11 protein-coding genes are annotated in these 13732 nt (G+C 70.7%); 10 read left to right on the top strand and 1 reads right to left on the bottom strand.

The annotated features are described in order from the left end of the window. From D0Z08_RS01185 to D0Z08_RS01145, 9 genes are all read left to right on the top strand, one after another. A complete protein-coding gene (locus tag D0Z08_RS01185) occupies window positions 1-2277 on the top strand; it encodes an MMPL family transporter (protein WP_118921847.1) in 2277 nt (758 codons plus the stop codon). Next, entirely contained in the window at window positions 2274-3311 is a 1038-nt protein-coding gene (locus D0Z08_RS01180; protein ID WP_245993475.1) for a peptidylprolyl isomerase, read from the top strand. Before D0Z08_RS01185 ends, D0Z08_RS01180 begins: the two co-directional genes overlap by 4 nt. Then, entirely contained in the window at window positions 3308-3544 is a 237-nt protein-coding gene (locus tag D0Z08_RS01175; protein WP_118921845.1) for a hypothetical protein, read from the top strand. Before D0Z08_RS01180 ends, D0Z08_RS01175 begins: the two co-directional genes overlap by 4 nt. A 144-nt stretch (window positions 3545-3688) precedes the next feature. Beyond that, window positions 3689-5278 (top strand): acyl-CoA carboxylase subunit beta, encoded by a 1590-nt coding sequence (locus D0Z08_RS01170; protein WP_220454003.1) that lies wholly within the window; start codon window positions 3689-3691, stop codon window positions 5276-5278. An 11-nt stretch (window positions 5279-5289) separates the two neighbouring features. Then, window positions 5290-7281, top strand: a complete 1992-nt coding sequence (locus D0Z08_RS01165; RefSeq protein WP_118921841.1) for an ATP-binding protein — start codon at window positions 5290-5292, stop codon at window positions 7279-7281. Next, window positions 7278-8057, top strand: a complete 780-nt coding sequence (locus D0Z08_RS01160; RefSeq protein WP_118921839.1) for an enoyl-CoA hydratase/isomerase family protein — start codon at window positions 7278-7280, stop codon at window positions 8055-8057. The genes D0Z08_RS01165 and D0Z08_RS01160 overlap by 4 nt, the downstream gene beginning before the upstream one ends. Further along, window positions 8054-8860 (top strand): TIGR03084 family metal-binding protein, encoded by an 807-nt coding sequence (locus D0Z08_RS01155; protein ID WP_118921837.1) that lies wholly within the window; start codon window positions 8054-8056, stop codon window positions 8858-8860. The genes D0Z08_RS01160 and D0Z08_RS01155 overlap by 4 nt, the downstream gene beginning before the upstream one ends. Continuing rightward, entirely contained in the window at window positions 8857-10635 is a 1779-nt protein-coding gene (locus D0Z08_RS01150) for an acyclic terpene utilization AtuA family protein (RefSeq protein WP_118921835.1), read from the top strand. The genes D0Z08_RS01155 and D0Z08_RS01150 overlap by 4 nt, the downstream gene beginning before the upstream one ends. Further along, complete coding sequence (locus tag D0Z08_RS01145) at window positions 10632-11399, top strand: enoyl-CoA hydratase/isomerase family protein (RefSeq protein WP_118921833.1); 768 nt, start codon at window positions 10632-10634, stop codon at window positions 11397-11399. Before D0Z08_RS01150 ends, D0Z08_RS01145 begins: the two co-directional genes overlap by 4 nt. Window positions 11400-11404: 5 nt before the next feature. Here D0Z08_RS01145 and D0Z08_RS01140 read toward each other — a convergent pair whose 3' ends face one another. Further along, entirely contained in the window at window positions 11405-12598 is a 1194-nt protein-coding gene (locus D0Z08_RS01140; protein ID WP_118921831.1) for a TetR/AcrR family transcriptional regulator, read from the bottom strand. Window positions 12599-12775: 177 nt separating this feature from the next. Between D0Z08_RS01140 and D0Z08_RS01135 the strand changes: the two genes are divergently transcribed. After that, window positions 12776-13696: an NAD(P)H-dependent flavin oxidoreductase gene (locus D0Z08_RS01135; protein ID WP_118921829.1), complete on the top strand. Its 921-nt coding sequence runs from the start codon at window positions 12776-12778 to the stop codon at window positions 13694-13696. The last annotated feature ends 36 nt before the right edge of the window (window positions 13697-13732 follow it).

Below are 13732 nucleotides of genomic sequence, written 5' to 3'. Positions count from 1 at the left end.
ATGCGCCCCGCGCGGCTCCTGGGCCTGCTCGTCGTTGCTGCCATCGCTGTCGCGGTGGTGGTGACCGGACTCGCCCAGATCCGCACGGACACCACGAGCCGGTCCCTGCTGCCGCTCGACGACCCCAGCCAGGCGGCAAGCCTCGAGGCAGCCCGCTCCTTCGGCGGTGACCCGGTCGTCGTGCTCGTCGAGTCGGACGAGGCGGGGGCGTTGCTCGAGCGGGACCCCCTCATCGACCTGGCCCGGCTGGAGGGGACCCTCTCGCGCCTCCCGGACGTCGCGGTCGTCTACGGACCGGGGACCGTGCTCAACCAGGTGGCCGGCCAGGCCCAGGACCTGCTGGCGACCATCATGGGACGGCGCGACGGCCTCCGGTTGGAGGCAGAGGCGCGAGCACGGCCGGCCGGCCTGTCCCCTCGACAGGTGTCTGCCGTCGGTGACGCCGCTGTCGAGAAGTACGACGAGCGCTACGGTGCCCTGCTGGTCCGCGGGCTCCCGGCCGGCCTGCCCACGCTGCGCAACCCCGCTTTCGTCCGGGCCGTCGTGCTGGACCAGGACGGCCAGCCGCGCCAGCAGTGGCGGTTCGTGGTGCCGGACGACGACGCGGTCGCGATCGTGATCCGGCCGCGCGAGGGGCTCGACCAGGCAGCGACCGAGCGCCTTGTCGACAAGGTCGAGGACGCAGTCGACGGTGCAGACCTCGACGATCACCGGGTGACCGTGACCGGGATGCCGGTGGTCGCCGCGGGGCTCGGTGACCAGGTCCGCCGGGAGATCCCGGTGCTGGGTCTGGTCGGGTTCGGACTTATCGCCGCGTGCTACCTGTTGATCCCTTGGTTGCTGCCACGCCGCGCGCGGCTGCTCCCGCTGATGGCGACGACGGCCGCCACCCTGATCGTCCTGGCCGGCTTCGGCTGGTTGAACCGTCCGCTGTCCCTCGGCGTCGTCGCCTTCCTCCCGCTCGTCCTGGGCACCGGGAGCGACTTTCCCGCCTACCTCGTGCGTGGCGCGCAGCGACGGCAGGTCGTCGTCGCCGCCCTCGCTGCAGCCGCCGGCTTCGGCTCGCTCGGGCTCTCGTCGATCCCGTTCGTCCGCGACCTCGGGCTCTCCCTGGCCGCCGGAGTCCTCGTCGCCACCGGGCTGGGGGTGTTGCTGTCGCTCCGGACGCGACCGGACCGGCTCGACCAGCCCGGTGGCGACGAGGACGCCGGCACCGCCCCGGCGAAGAAGCAGGCGGGCGGACGGGCCCGCCTGGTGCTGATGACGGCAGCCATCGTCTGCGCCGTCGCGGGCTGGGTCGCGCTGCCCGGGCTCTCGATCGAGTCGCAGCCGGAGAAGCTCGCGGCAGGCTCACCGGCCATTGCCGACGCCCGTCACGCAGAAGAGGTCATCGGCTCCGCCGGTGAGGTGCAGATCCTGGTCCGCGGGGACGACGTGCTCAGCGGTGAGACGCTCGCCTGGATGACCGAGGTCCACGACGTCGTCGTTCGCCGGTACGGCGACCGCCTGCACCCGGTGGTGAGCCCGGTGACGCTGCTGGCCTTCCTCGGTGAGTCGCCCACGCCCGAGCAGATCCGAGCCGGTCTCGCCCAGGTCCCGCCGTACCTGCGGGCCGCCGCGATCCGCAGTGACGGGCAGCAGGCCGTCTTCAGCTACGGCATCGGGCTGGACGACGTCGAGGACCAGCGCAGGCTGCTGGACGACCTGAGGGCGTCCATCCCCGATCCCCCGGACGGGGTGACGGTCGACCTGGCTGGCCTGCCTGTCGTGACCGCACGCAGCTACGAGCTGGTGTCGGCGCACCGCTACCTCGAGAGCGTGGTGGGCATCACCGCTGCCGGCCTGGTCCTGCTCGTCGGGCTCCGACGCCGGTCCGACGCCCTGCGGGCCGTGCTGGCTGCCGCGCTCGCCACCGGCTGGGGGTTCGCCGGGGCGTGGGCCCTCGGCGTACCGCTGACGCCCCTCACCATCGCCCTGGGGTCCATGGCCACAGCGACTGCCTGCGAGTTCACGGTCCTCCTGGGCACCGCGACCGGGTCGCAGGCGAAACCGCTGCGAAGGTCGGTGCTGGTCGCGGCGCTCGCCGCAGCCTCGGGATACATCGCCCTGACCTTCTCGGGTCTCGCCGTCATCCGCGACTTCGGACTGTTCCTGGCAGCGACGGTGGCGTTGTCCCTGCTGGCGGCCCACGTGGTGCGTCTGGCCCTGCCGTCGCGCCGCGCAGCGGCGTCCGTCGCACCCGAAACCCAGATATCGAAGGAAGAGGTGCTGGTGTGAAGCTCCCCGCACTGCGAGAGATCAGGATGTCTCCGGCCAAGTGGCTGGCCCTCGCCGTGGTCGTTGCGGTCGTCGCCGCGGCCGTGGTCATCGGCCTGCGCGACAACCGCGGACTGCCCGACGACGCGGCGTTCGCGTACGACGGAACGGTCGTCACCGAGAGCGACGTCGATCACTGGGTGGAGGTGATGGGCGCGCTGTACGGCATCGAGGAACCGGCCGACGAGGACGAGCGGGACGCGTTCCGGCGCGATGCGGCCAAGGCGATGGCGGTGAGCATGATTCTGGACGACGCCGCGGAGGACGCGGGGATCGTCATCTCCGACAAGCGCGCGCGCGACACTCTCGCCCGGATGATCGAGGGCCAGCTCGGTGACGATCCGCATCGCGCCTTCACCGACCTGCTCGCCAGTTTCGGCGTCACCGAGGACGAGGTCCTCGACGAGGTCAAGCGGCAACAGGCGGTCGCGGGTCTCTTCCAGGAGCGGACCGCCGACGCGGTCGACGACGTCACCGTGGCGGATGCGCGGGCCTACTTCGAAGAGGACCCGGACCGGTTCGCGACCCCCGAGCGCCGGCAGCTGCGCAACATCGTCGTGGGCTCGCGCACGGAGGCGGTGGGACTGCTGTCCAGGTTGCGGCGAGGCGACGACTTCGCCGCTTTGGCCCGCGCCACCTCCCTCGACGACGCCACCCGGAGGCGTGGCGGCGTCCTGGGCACAGTCCGTCCTGACGAGCTCGACACGTCCTACGCCACCGTGGCCTTCCGGACCCGTCCGGGCACGGCGTTCGGGCCGGTCAAGACGCGGTACGGCTGGAACGTGGGACAGGTGGTGGATGTGGTCCCGGGTCGCACCGCAGTCTTCTCCGAGATCCAGCAGTCGGTCATCGAAGCGCTGCGGTCCGAACGGGCGCTCGAGGCGTGGCGCGGATGGCTGACCGACCAGATCCGCGAGGCGGACGTCGAGTACGACGCGGCGTACCTCCCCGACGACCCCGACGAGCCGCCCGCTACGAACACGGGTCTGCGGTGAGCGCCGCACTGGTCAGTGCCGCGCTGGCGGTGCTCATGCTCGCCGTCGGTCGCTGGGGCCTCCGCAACACGGCGTCGCTCGTCCCTGACCGTGTGGCGGGGTCGGTCCGCGACCGGCAGGAGCGGTCGCTGCGCCGGGGCGCCTGGCTCTGCCTGGCGATGGCGCTGCTGTTCGCGACACTGGCCGTTCTGGCGACTGTGGGAACGATCGCGGATGCCAGCACCACTCGGTAGGAGGGCGAAGCCCCTCCCTGGCAGCGAGGCGCCGACCGTCTCGCCCCGGAAGGATCGTGCGAGACCCGTTCCCGCGGCGGCGCCGGGTTGTGAACGCCGCGACGGGCACCACGGAGCCGCGATAGGAGAGAAGCGTTGACGACGCTGAGATCGACTTTGGACGCGAGCGGAGAGGCCTACACGGCCAACCGCGCCGCGCAGGAGGCCGCCCTGGCCGAGCTCGACGGCCAGCTGGAGCTGGTTCTGGCAGGCGGGGGCGAGAAGTACGCAGCGCGCCACCGCGCGCGGGGCCGCCTACTCGCTCGAGAGCGCATCGAGCTTCTCGTCGACCGCGACGCACCGTTCCTCGAGTTCTCCTCGCTTGCCGCCTGGGGCACCAGCTTCACGGTCGGCGCGAGCATCGTGACCGGTCTGGGTGTGGTGTCCGGGGTGGAGTGCGTCATCATCGCGCACGACCCGACGGTGCGCGGCGGCACGATGAACCCGTACACGTTGCGCAAGAACCTCCGCGCCCTCGACATCGCCAAGCGCAACCGGCTCCCGGTCATCAACCTGGTGGAGTCGGGCGGTGCCGACCTGCCGACCCAGTCGGAGCTGTTCGTCAACGCGGGCAAGATCTTCCAGGGGATCAGCGAGCTGTCCGGCATGGGCATCCCCACGCTCGCCCTGGTCTTCGGCAACTCGACCGCTGGTGGCGCCTACGTGCCGGGCATGTGCGACTACGCCGTCCTGGTCGACCGCCAGGCCAAGGTGTTCCTCGGCGGTCCGCCGCTGGTGAAGATGGCCACCGGAGAGGAGTCCGACGACGAGGAGCTCGGCGGCGCCGACATGCACTCCCGGGTCTCGGGCCTGGGCGACCACTTCGCCGTCGACGAGCGCGACGCGATCCGGATCGGCCGGCGGATCATGTCCGAGGTCAACTGGCGCAAGCTCGGTCCCGGTCCATCGCTCCCCGCAGACGCGCCCCTGTACGACGAGGACGAGCTGCTCGGCATCGCCGCGGCGGACTTCCGGGTCCCCGTGGACCCGCGCGAGGTCCTCGCGCGAGTGGTCGACGGGTCGCGATTCGGCGAGTACAAGCCCGGTTACGGCACCGCCCTGATGACCGGCTGGGCCTCGATCCACGGCTACCCCGTGGGCATCCTGGTCAATTCCCGGGGCGTGCTCTTCAGCGAGGAGGCCCAGAAGGGCACGGAGTTCATCCTCCTGGCCAACCAGCTGGACATCCCGCTGATCTTCCTGCAGAACTGCACCGGGTTCATGGTCGGCAAGTCCTACGAGCAGGGCGGCATCATCAAGGACGGCGCCAAGATGATCAACGCGGTGACCAACAGCAAGGTCCCGCACATCACGATCAACCTCGGCGCGTCGTTCGGCGCCGGCAACTACGGCATGTCCGGGCGGGCGTTCGACCCACGGTTCATGTTCAGCTGGGTCAACGCGAAGCTCGCGGTGATGGGCGCGCAGCAGCTCGCGGGCGTGCTCTCCATCGTCGGCCGCCAGGCCGCCGAGGCGGCGGGCCGCGAGTTCGACGCCGATGCCGACGCCCGTCGTACGCGAGAGATCGAGGAGCAGATCGAAGCCGAGTCCCACTCCTTCTTCACCAGTGCCCGGATCTACGACGACGGGGTCATCGACCCCCGCGACACCCGGACCGTCCTGGGCATGTGCCTGTCGGCGGTCCACTCCCAGACCATCGCGGGCCAGCGCGGCTACGGCGTCTTCCGAATGTGAGAGCGAACTCCATGACGACTATCACCAAGCTCCTCATCGCCAACCGTGGCGAGATCGCATCACGTGTCATCCGCACCGCTCGCGAGATGGATATCCCGTGCGTGGCCGTGTACTCGGACGCGGACGCGGACGCTGACTTCGTGCGCGAGGCCGATGAGGCCGTGCACCTGCCCGGTACGGCCCCGGCCGACACCTACCTCCGGGCCGACCTCGTGCTCGAGGCGGCTCGGGTCACCGGAGCGGACGCCATCCACCCCGGCTACGGATTCCTCTCGGAGAACGCGGGGTTCGCGCGTGCGTGTGCCGACGCCGGGATCACCTTCGTCGGCCCGCCGCCCGAGGCGATCGAGAGCATGGGCTCGAAGATCGAGGCGAAGAAGACCATGGCTGCGGCGGGCGTACCGGTGCTGCCGGGAATCACCATCGACACGGACGCCGAGATCGACGCGTCGGCCCTGTCGGCACGAGTCGCCGATGATATCGGCTATCCGGTCCTGGTGAAGGCGGCCTTCGGGGGTGGCGGACGCGGGATGCGGATCGTCCGCGAAGAGGCCGGGCTCGTCGAAGCTGTCGAGGGCGCTCGGCGCGAGGCCGTCACCGCCTTCGGGGACGGGACCGTCTTCCTCGAGCGCTACCTCGACGCTCCCCGCCACATCGAGGTTCAGATCTTCGCCGATACCCAGGGCAACGTCGTTCACTTCTTCGAGCGCGAGTGCTCGATCCAGCGGCGATACCAGAAGATCATCGAGGAGGCTCCGTCTCCGATCGTGGACGGGGCGCTGCGCGAGGAGCTCGGCAGCGCGGCGGTAGCCGCGGGCAAGGCCATCGGGTATGTCGGCGCCGGCACCGCCGAGTTCGTCATGGGCGCCGATGGTCGGTTCTACTTCCTCGAGGTCAACACCCGGCTTCAGGTGGAGCATCCGGTCACCGAGCTGGTCACGGGCCTTGATCTCGTGCGACTCCAGCTCCACGTCGCCGAGGGGAACCCGCTGCCGGACGAGGCGCTCGACGCCTCGATCACCGGCCACGCGATCGAGGTCCGCCTGTACGCCGAGGACGTCGCGGCGGGCTTCCTACCGGCGACCGGCACCGTCCACGGCTTCACCGTGCCGGACCTCCCGGGCATCCGGGTCGACGCGGGAGTTTCGGAGGGTTCGGAGGTCGGCGTCCACTACGACCCGATGCTGGCCAAGGTGATCGCATACGGAGCCACCCGTGACGAGGCCCGCCGCCGCTTGGCCCGGGCGCTCTCGGAGAGCTCCCTGCACGGCGTGGTGACCAACCGCGAGCTGCTGGTGGGGATCCTGCGGGAGCCGGAGTTCGCCGCCGGAACCATCGACACCGGCTACCTCACCCGGCACGACCCGCTCGCGCTCGCCCGTGCCGGACGCGGCGCGTCGATCGTGCCGGTGCACACGCTGGCGGCCGCGCTCGCCGCCCAGGCCACGCACCGCGCCGAAGCGCGGGTGCTCGGCACCCTGCCTTCGGGATGGCGCAATGTCCCCAGCGGATGGCAGGAGACGTCGTTCGAGGTCGAGGGCGAGGACGTCGCAGTGCGCTACCGCCTGACGCGGGGCGGCTTGCGCGCCGAGGTTGCCGGAGAGGCCCTGGACGCCGTGCTGCACGAGGCGTCCCCGCAACGTGTCGACCTCACGGTCGCCGGCGTACGACGGACCTGTGCCGTGCGCCGCGTCGCCGAGGTCGCCTACGTCGACAGCGCGCTGGGCAGCACGACGCTTGCGGAGACGGCACGGTTCCCCGAGCCGGGTTCCCTCAACGCCCCTGGTTCGCTGCTCGCCCCGATGCCCGGAACCGTCGTGCGCGTCTCAGTCGAGGAGGGCGCGCGCGTCGCCGAGGGCACCACGATCCTGGTGCTCGAGGCCATGAAGATGGAGCACACGATCGCGGCTCCGACGGACGGCATCGTCACCGAGATCCGGGTGACCACTGGCCAGACCGTTGATCTCGGCGCCGTGCTCGCCGTTGTCGAGGAGCCCTCGTGACCACCGACGTCGTCACGGAGCCGGTGACGTACCGGGTCGTCAACGGGGTTGCCTGGCTCACCATCAACCGTCCGGAGGCGCACAACGCGCTCAACAAGGCCGTCCGCGACGGACTGTTCGCCGGCTTTCGGCGCTTCAACGACGACGACAGCGCGAAGGTCCTGGCGCTCACCGGGTCCGGCGAGAAGGCGTTCTGTGCAGGTGGTGACCTGAAGGAGATGGCGGACAACGCGCTGCGGGTCCCGCCGCCTGACTTCGTCCCCCAGCCCGGGCGCAACCTCACCGTCGACAAGCCGACGATCGCAGCTGTGAACGGCGTTGCCCTCGCTGGCGGATTCCTGCTGGCGCAGACCTGCGACCTGGCGATCGCGGCGGACCACGCGAGGTTCGCGATCAGCGAGGTCAAGGTCGGCCGGGGTGCGCCCTGGGCGGCACCGCTGCCGTGGATGATCCCACCCCGGGTGGCCATGCAGATCCTCCTTACCGGTGACCCGATCTCGGCCGAGCGTGCGCGCGAGATCGGACTCGTCAACGACGTCGTCCCCGCGGGCCAGCTGAACGAGACCGTGCAGCGGCTCGGCGAGCGCATCGCCGCGAACGCGCCGCTGTCGGTCCGGGCGGCCAAGCGCACGGTGCGGCTGGTGGCGGAGCTGCCACTCGCCCGGGCGTATGGCGAGGCCGAGCGGATCTGGGAGCCGGTGTACCTCAGCGAGGACGCCCAGGAAGGGCCGGCAGCCTTCCGTGACAAGCGTCCACCTCAATGGAAGGGACGATGATGACGACGGTGAACGACCTCCTGTCCGACCTGGTGGCGGAGACCGCCGTTCTGGACGACTTCCTGGCCGACCTGGCCGTCGACGACTGGGAGACGCAGACGCCCGCCGCCGGCTGGGCGGTGCGGGACCAGGTCGGCCACCTCGCGTTCTTCGACGAGGCGGCCGTGCTCGCAGCCACCGACCCGGACCGGTTCCGGGCAGACGCCGCCCGCCTGATCGCCCTCGGTCCGGGCTTCCCGGACATCGTCGCGGAGCGGTTCCGGACCACTCCGGTGACCGAGCTCAGCGCCTGGTACCGAGCCGCACGCCTTGAGCTGATCACGACGTTCGTGTCGCTCGACGGGAAGGCGAGGATGCCGTGGTACGGGCCGGACATGAGCATCACCACCTGCCTCACCGCCCGGTTGATGGAGACCTGGGCGCACGCCCAGGACGTGCTGGACACGTTCGGGGTCGAGCGGACCCCGACTATCCGCCTGCGGCACGTCGCCCACCTCGGCGTGCAGACCCGCGGGTTCAGCTTCCAGCTCCGCGGGCGGACAGTGCCGCTCGAGCCCGTCCACGTCGTACTCACGGCGCCCGACGGCGACGTGTGGCAGTGGGGGGAGCCCTCGGCCGCGAACCGGGTCGAGGGTGACGCCCTCGACTTCTGCCTGGTGGTCACCCAGCGGCGACACCTCGACGACACCCAGCTCGTTGCTCACGGGCCGGTCGCGACCGAGTGGCTGACCATCGCGCAGGCGTTCGCCGGCGCTCCCGGCCCGGGCCGGGCGCCCCTGACTCGCAGCCGGAGGGTCTCGTGACCTCGCGACGTCCGGTACGGATCGCCAACTGCTCAGGCTTCTACGGCGACCGCCTGAATGCCGCCCGCGACATGGTCGAGGGCGGGCCCATCGACGTGCTGACCGGCGACTACCTCGCCGAGCTGACCATGCTGATCTTGTGGAAGGCGCGCCAGAAGGACCCCGCCGCCGGCTACGCGAAGACGTTCCTCACGCAGATGGAGCAGGTGCTCGGCACCTGCCTGGATCGCGGCATCAAGGTGGTCGCCAACGCCGGCGGCCTGAACCCCGGGGGGCTCGCCGCGGAGCTCTCGAGCCTCGCCTCCCGGCTGGGGGTCGCTCCGAGGATCGCGCATGTCGAGGGCGATGACCTCTCCGACCGGTTGACCGACCTCGTCGCCGCGGGCCACCCGCTCGCGAACATCGACACGGGTCAGACGTTGGAGGACGCCGGGACCAAGCCGGTCACGGCCAACGCCTACCTGGGCGGGTGGGGGATAGCGGAGGCTCTGGCCGCGGGGGCGGACATCGTCGTCTGCCCGCGGGTCACCGACGCCTCGCTGGTCGTCGGCCCGGCTGCGTGGTGGCACGGCTGGTCCCGCACCGACTACGATGCCCTCGCGGGCGCGGTCGCCGCTGGGCACGTGATCGAGTGCGGCCCACAGGCGACCGGTGGCAACTACGCGTGGTTCCGCGAGGTGACGGACCGCCGCTATCCCGGCTTCCCGATCGCCGAGGTCGACGCCGACGGCAGCAGCGTCATCACCAAGCACTCCGGCACGGGCGGCCTGGTCTCGCCCGGCACCGTCACGGCCCAGCTCCTCTACGAGATCGGCCCGCCGGCGTACGTCAATCCGGATGTGGTCGCCCACTTCGACACCGTCCACCTCGAGCAGGTGGGCCCGGACCGGGTGCTCATCTCCGGTGCCACCGGGACGCCGCCGCCGCCGACGCTGAAGGTCGCCGTCAACTACCTGGGCGGGTACCGCAACACGATGACCTTGGTGCTCACCGGGCTGGACATCGAGGAGAAGGCCGCGTGGGCCCGGGCACAGCTCTTCGACGTCCTCGGCGGTGAGGACCAGTTCGACGAGGTCGACGTCCGCCTCCTGCGGTTCGACCGGGTAGACGCGTCAGCGAACGAGGAGGCCACGGCACACCTCCGGATCACGGTCAAGGATGCGGACCCGTCCCGGGTCGGCCGCCGCTTCGCGAACGCGACCATGGAGCTCGCGGTCGCCGGCTACCCGGGCTTCCACACCACGACGCCTCCGACCTCGGAGAGCGCGTACGGCGTCTACTGGCCGGCCCTGGTGCCGGTGGAGGCCGTCACCCACCGGGTCGTTCTCCCGGACGGCAGGGCGTCGGTCGTCCCCCACGGTCCGACGGCCGAGCTGCAGGCGACGCCGTCGCCCGCGCCTGCTCCGGAGCGGCCCACTGCGGGCCCGACGCGGAGGATGCCACTCGGGTCCGTCTGTGCCGCCCGGTCCGGAGACAAGGGCGGGAACGCGAACGTGGGTCTGTGGACCCGGAGCCCGGAGGCGTTCGCCTGGATGCGCGACTACCTCACCGAGGACCGGATCCGCGAGCTGTTGCCGGAGGCGGCTGGTCTCGGGATCCAGCGCTGGGAGCTCCCCAACCTCCATGCGGTGAACATCGTCATCGTCGGGCTGCTCGGCACAGGTGTGGCGGCTTCAACCCGGCCCGATCCCCAGGCCAAGGGTCTGGGCGAGTATCTGCGGTCCCGGCTCGTGGACGTCCCCGTAGCCCTTCTGGAGAGCGAGACCCACCCATGACGACGACCATCGACGTGATCGACGACGGTCCGGTCCGGATCCTCACCATGAACGGACCGATGCGCCTCAACGCACTGGCCGAGTCGACCGTCAACGCGCTCCACGACGAGATCCTGCGCGCCGAGCGCGACGATGGCGTCCAGGCGTTGGTTCTGACGGGCGCCGGAGAGCACTTCTCCGCCGGCGGCGATGCCGAAGGCGTGCTCGCGGCACACGCAAGCGTCGACGACGACGGGATGATCCGTTTCATGCGGGCCTACCAGCGGGCAACGCGTGCGCTGTGGGACAGCCCGCTCCCCGTCATCGCCGCCGTCTCCGGCATCGCGTACGGCGGCGCCTTCAACCTGGCCATCGGCTGCGACCTGGTTGTCGCCTCGCGCAGCGCGCGGTTCTGCCAGGTGTTCCTGCGTCGTGGGGTGGTGCCCGACTTCGGGGGTGCCTATCTGCTGCCGCGGATCGTCGGCCTGCAACGCGCCAAGGCGTTGATGCTGCTGGCTGACGAGATCGACGCGCTGACGGCCTACGAGCTCGGCCTGGTGAACGTCGTCGTCGACACCCCCGACGGGGCGCGTGCGCAGGCGCTGAGCATGGCGCATCGCATCGCGGCGGAGTCGCGCCTGGCGGTCTCACTGACGAAGCGGTTGATCCACGAGGGCGCGAGCGGGTCGTTCCCGTCCGCGTTGGAGCTCGAAGCACTGAGCCAGGCGATGGTGCTCGGCTCGTCGAAGGCCCAGCACGCGTTCGAGGCGTTCCGCGACCGCTGACGGGGTCAGGTCAGGTCGACCGCGAGGATCCTTCGGCAGATCGAGCGCAGATCGTCCTCGACACCCGGTCGCCGGGCGAGGTGCCGGGTCCGGGTCACGTCGTTGACCACGGTGAGGACGGCGTGTACGACGAACCGGGCCTGCCGCTCGTCGAGGTCGGTGCGGGTCTCCCTGAGCAGGCGGATCCACTCCGAGACATAGTCGTGTTGCGCCCGGCGCACGTCCCGCCGGTGCTCTTCCGGCAGGTTGGACACCTCGGCCACCAAGATGCCCACCAGGTCGTGGTGCAGCAGGGCGAACTCGACGTACGCATCGAGGACGTTGGCCAGGCCTTCTGATGCGTCGGCGGAGCGGCCGAGTGCACGGGTGAGTCCGAGGTGGAGCGGTTCGGAGGCCCTGGCGATCACGGCCGAGAGCAGGTCGGCCTTCCGCGGGAAGTATTTGTAGACGCCAGCACCGCTGATCCCGACGGCAGCCCCGACGTCCTCCATCGAAACCGCCTGGTAGCCCGACTTGTGGAAGAGCCGGGTCGCCGCGGCGAGGATCGCCTCGCGGCGCCCGTGCGGGAGGAGGCCGGGAGCCGCGGCCGCGTGCTCCGGACCTTGCGGGGCCAGTTGGAGCGGGGTCGTGCACACGGCGAGCGTCATCCGTTCCAGCAGGTCGACCATCGCCGCGGAGTCCATCTCGGTCCGGTGGTAGGACGGGCTGGTGAGCACGCCGAGCGCGCACCAGGACAAGAGGTCGGCGTCCGCGTCGGAGATCCCCGGTCGGGTCGCCGCGAGCCGGCGCGTGAACTCGGCAACGAAGCCGAAGAACCGCTTCCGCATCTCGACCCGCACTTCGTCGTCGAGGAAGCGCGCCTCGCGGTTCCAGAGGACGCCGAGATAACGGCGTTCGCCGGCGGTCACCGCGAGGCCTGCAACCATCTCGTGCAGATCGTCGGTCGATGCGTCCAGGACCACGCTCGTCGCCTGGGTGAAGGCGTCGGTCAGCGCATGACTGAGAAGGTCCTGCTTGCCCTTGAAGTGGCGGTACAGCGCGCCGGCCGTGATGCCCACCGACTCGGCGATCTGGCCGGTGCCGACATTGTGGAATCCATGGCGGTAGAAGAGGTGGCCGGCGGAGTTCACGATCTGCTGCTTGCGATCACGCGGCCGCGGGGTCCGCTTGAGCGGCGCGCGCCTGAGCTGCTCGGTCATGCTCCCTCCGATCGGCCGGCCGATGGCAACGATAACATCGACGGGTTGCCCCGGCCTGGTTACTCATGATTTACTTAGAATCATAGTCCGGGGAGCCATCCCGAGACTAGCGCACGAATGGTGCGCTCCACGAGATTTACTTCTGGGCGATGGTGCTGGAAGTCATGGGAGGTTCGGATGGTCCTCGCACCGGCGCTGACGGAGCGCTTGGCACTGCCGCTGATCGCGGCCCCGATGACAGGGGTCTCCGGGCCCGAACTGGTGGTCGCAGCGTGCCGCAGCGGCGTCATCGGCTCCTTCCCGACCCATAACGCGAGCACGGTCGACGAGCTCGACACGTGGCTGGGCCAGATGTCGGACGAGCTCTCGCACGGCCCTGCGGCGCCGGTGGCTCCGAACCTGGTCGTCCATCCGACGAATGAGCGGCTCGCCTCGGACCTCGACCGGCTGGTCGCGCACCACGTCGAGCTGGTGATCACCAGCGTCGGCTCGCCGGCTGCTGTGATGGACCGCCTGCACGGTGCGGGCTGCGCGGTCTACGCGGACGTCGCCACCCTCCGTCAGGCGGAGAAGGCGATCGCCGTCGGCGTGGATGGGCTGGTCCTGCTGACGGCAGGCGCCGGCGGGCAGACCGGTCAGGCCAACCCGTTTGCCTTCGTGCGCGCCGTGCGAGACATCTTCGACGGGACGATCGTGGCGGCTGGTGGTATCTCCGACGGCCGGTCGGTGCTGGCGGCCGAGGTGCTCGGGGCCGACCTGTCCTACATGGGCACCCACTTCATCGCCACGCGCGAGAGCCTGGCCTCGGCGGCGTACCGCGAGGCCCTCGTCCGCTCGACGATGGACGACGTCCGGCTCAGCTCCGAGGTGGGCGGGTTGCCGGCGAGCCTCCTCGCGGAGTGGCTGGAGCAGCGGAGCGACGAAGCGGTCGTTGCTGGTGACTTCCAACAGGACCGGCTCACGGCGAGCCCCGCGGTGTGGAGTGCCGGTCACAGCGTCTCGGCAGTCCGGGACATCCCCGACGTCCGCACCCTGGTGGACCGGCTCGCGAAGCAGTACGCAGCGGCTCGCGACGACCTGCGCCTGGCGCTGGCCTGAGGTCCGCCTCGCTGGTTCCTGGGACGATGGCCGCTG

Origin of the sequence: Nocardioides immobilis, from assembly GCF_003515065.1 — a bacterium.
GTDB lineage: Bacteria > Actinomycetota > Actinomycetes > Propionibacteriales > Nocardioidaceae > Nocardioides > Nocardioides immobilis.
This window is presented reverse-complemented; position numbering and strand designations above follow the sequence as displayed.

Bases quoted from the DNA above. Each gene is read 5' to 3' on its own strand.
- D0Z08_RS01135 (WP_118921829.1), top strand. From the start codon at position 12,776: ATGGTCCTCGCACCGGCGCTGACGGAGCGCTTGGCACTGCCGCTGATC.
- D0Z08_RS01145 (WP_118921833.1), top strand. From the start codon at position 10,632: ATGACGACGACCATCGACGTGATCGACGACGGTCCGGTCCGGATCCTC.
- D0Z08_RS01165 (WP_118921841.1), top strand. From the start codon at position 5,290: ATGACGACTATCACCAAGCTCCTCATCGCCAACCGTGGCGAGATCGCA.
- D0Z08_RS01185 (WP_118921847.1), top strand. From the start codon at position 1: ATGCGCCCCGCGCGGCTCCTGGGCCTGCTCGTCGTTGCTGCCATCGCT.
- D0Z08_RS01140 (WP_118921831.1), bottom strand. From the start codon at position 12,598: ATGACCGAGCAGCTCAGGCGCGCGCCGCTCAAGCGGACCCCGCGGCCG.
- D0Z08_RS01155 (WP_118921837.1), top strand. From the start codon at position 8,054: ATGATGACGACGGTGAACGACCTCCTGTCCGACCTGGTGGCGGAGACC.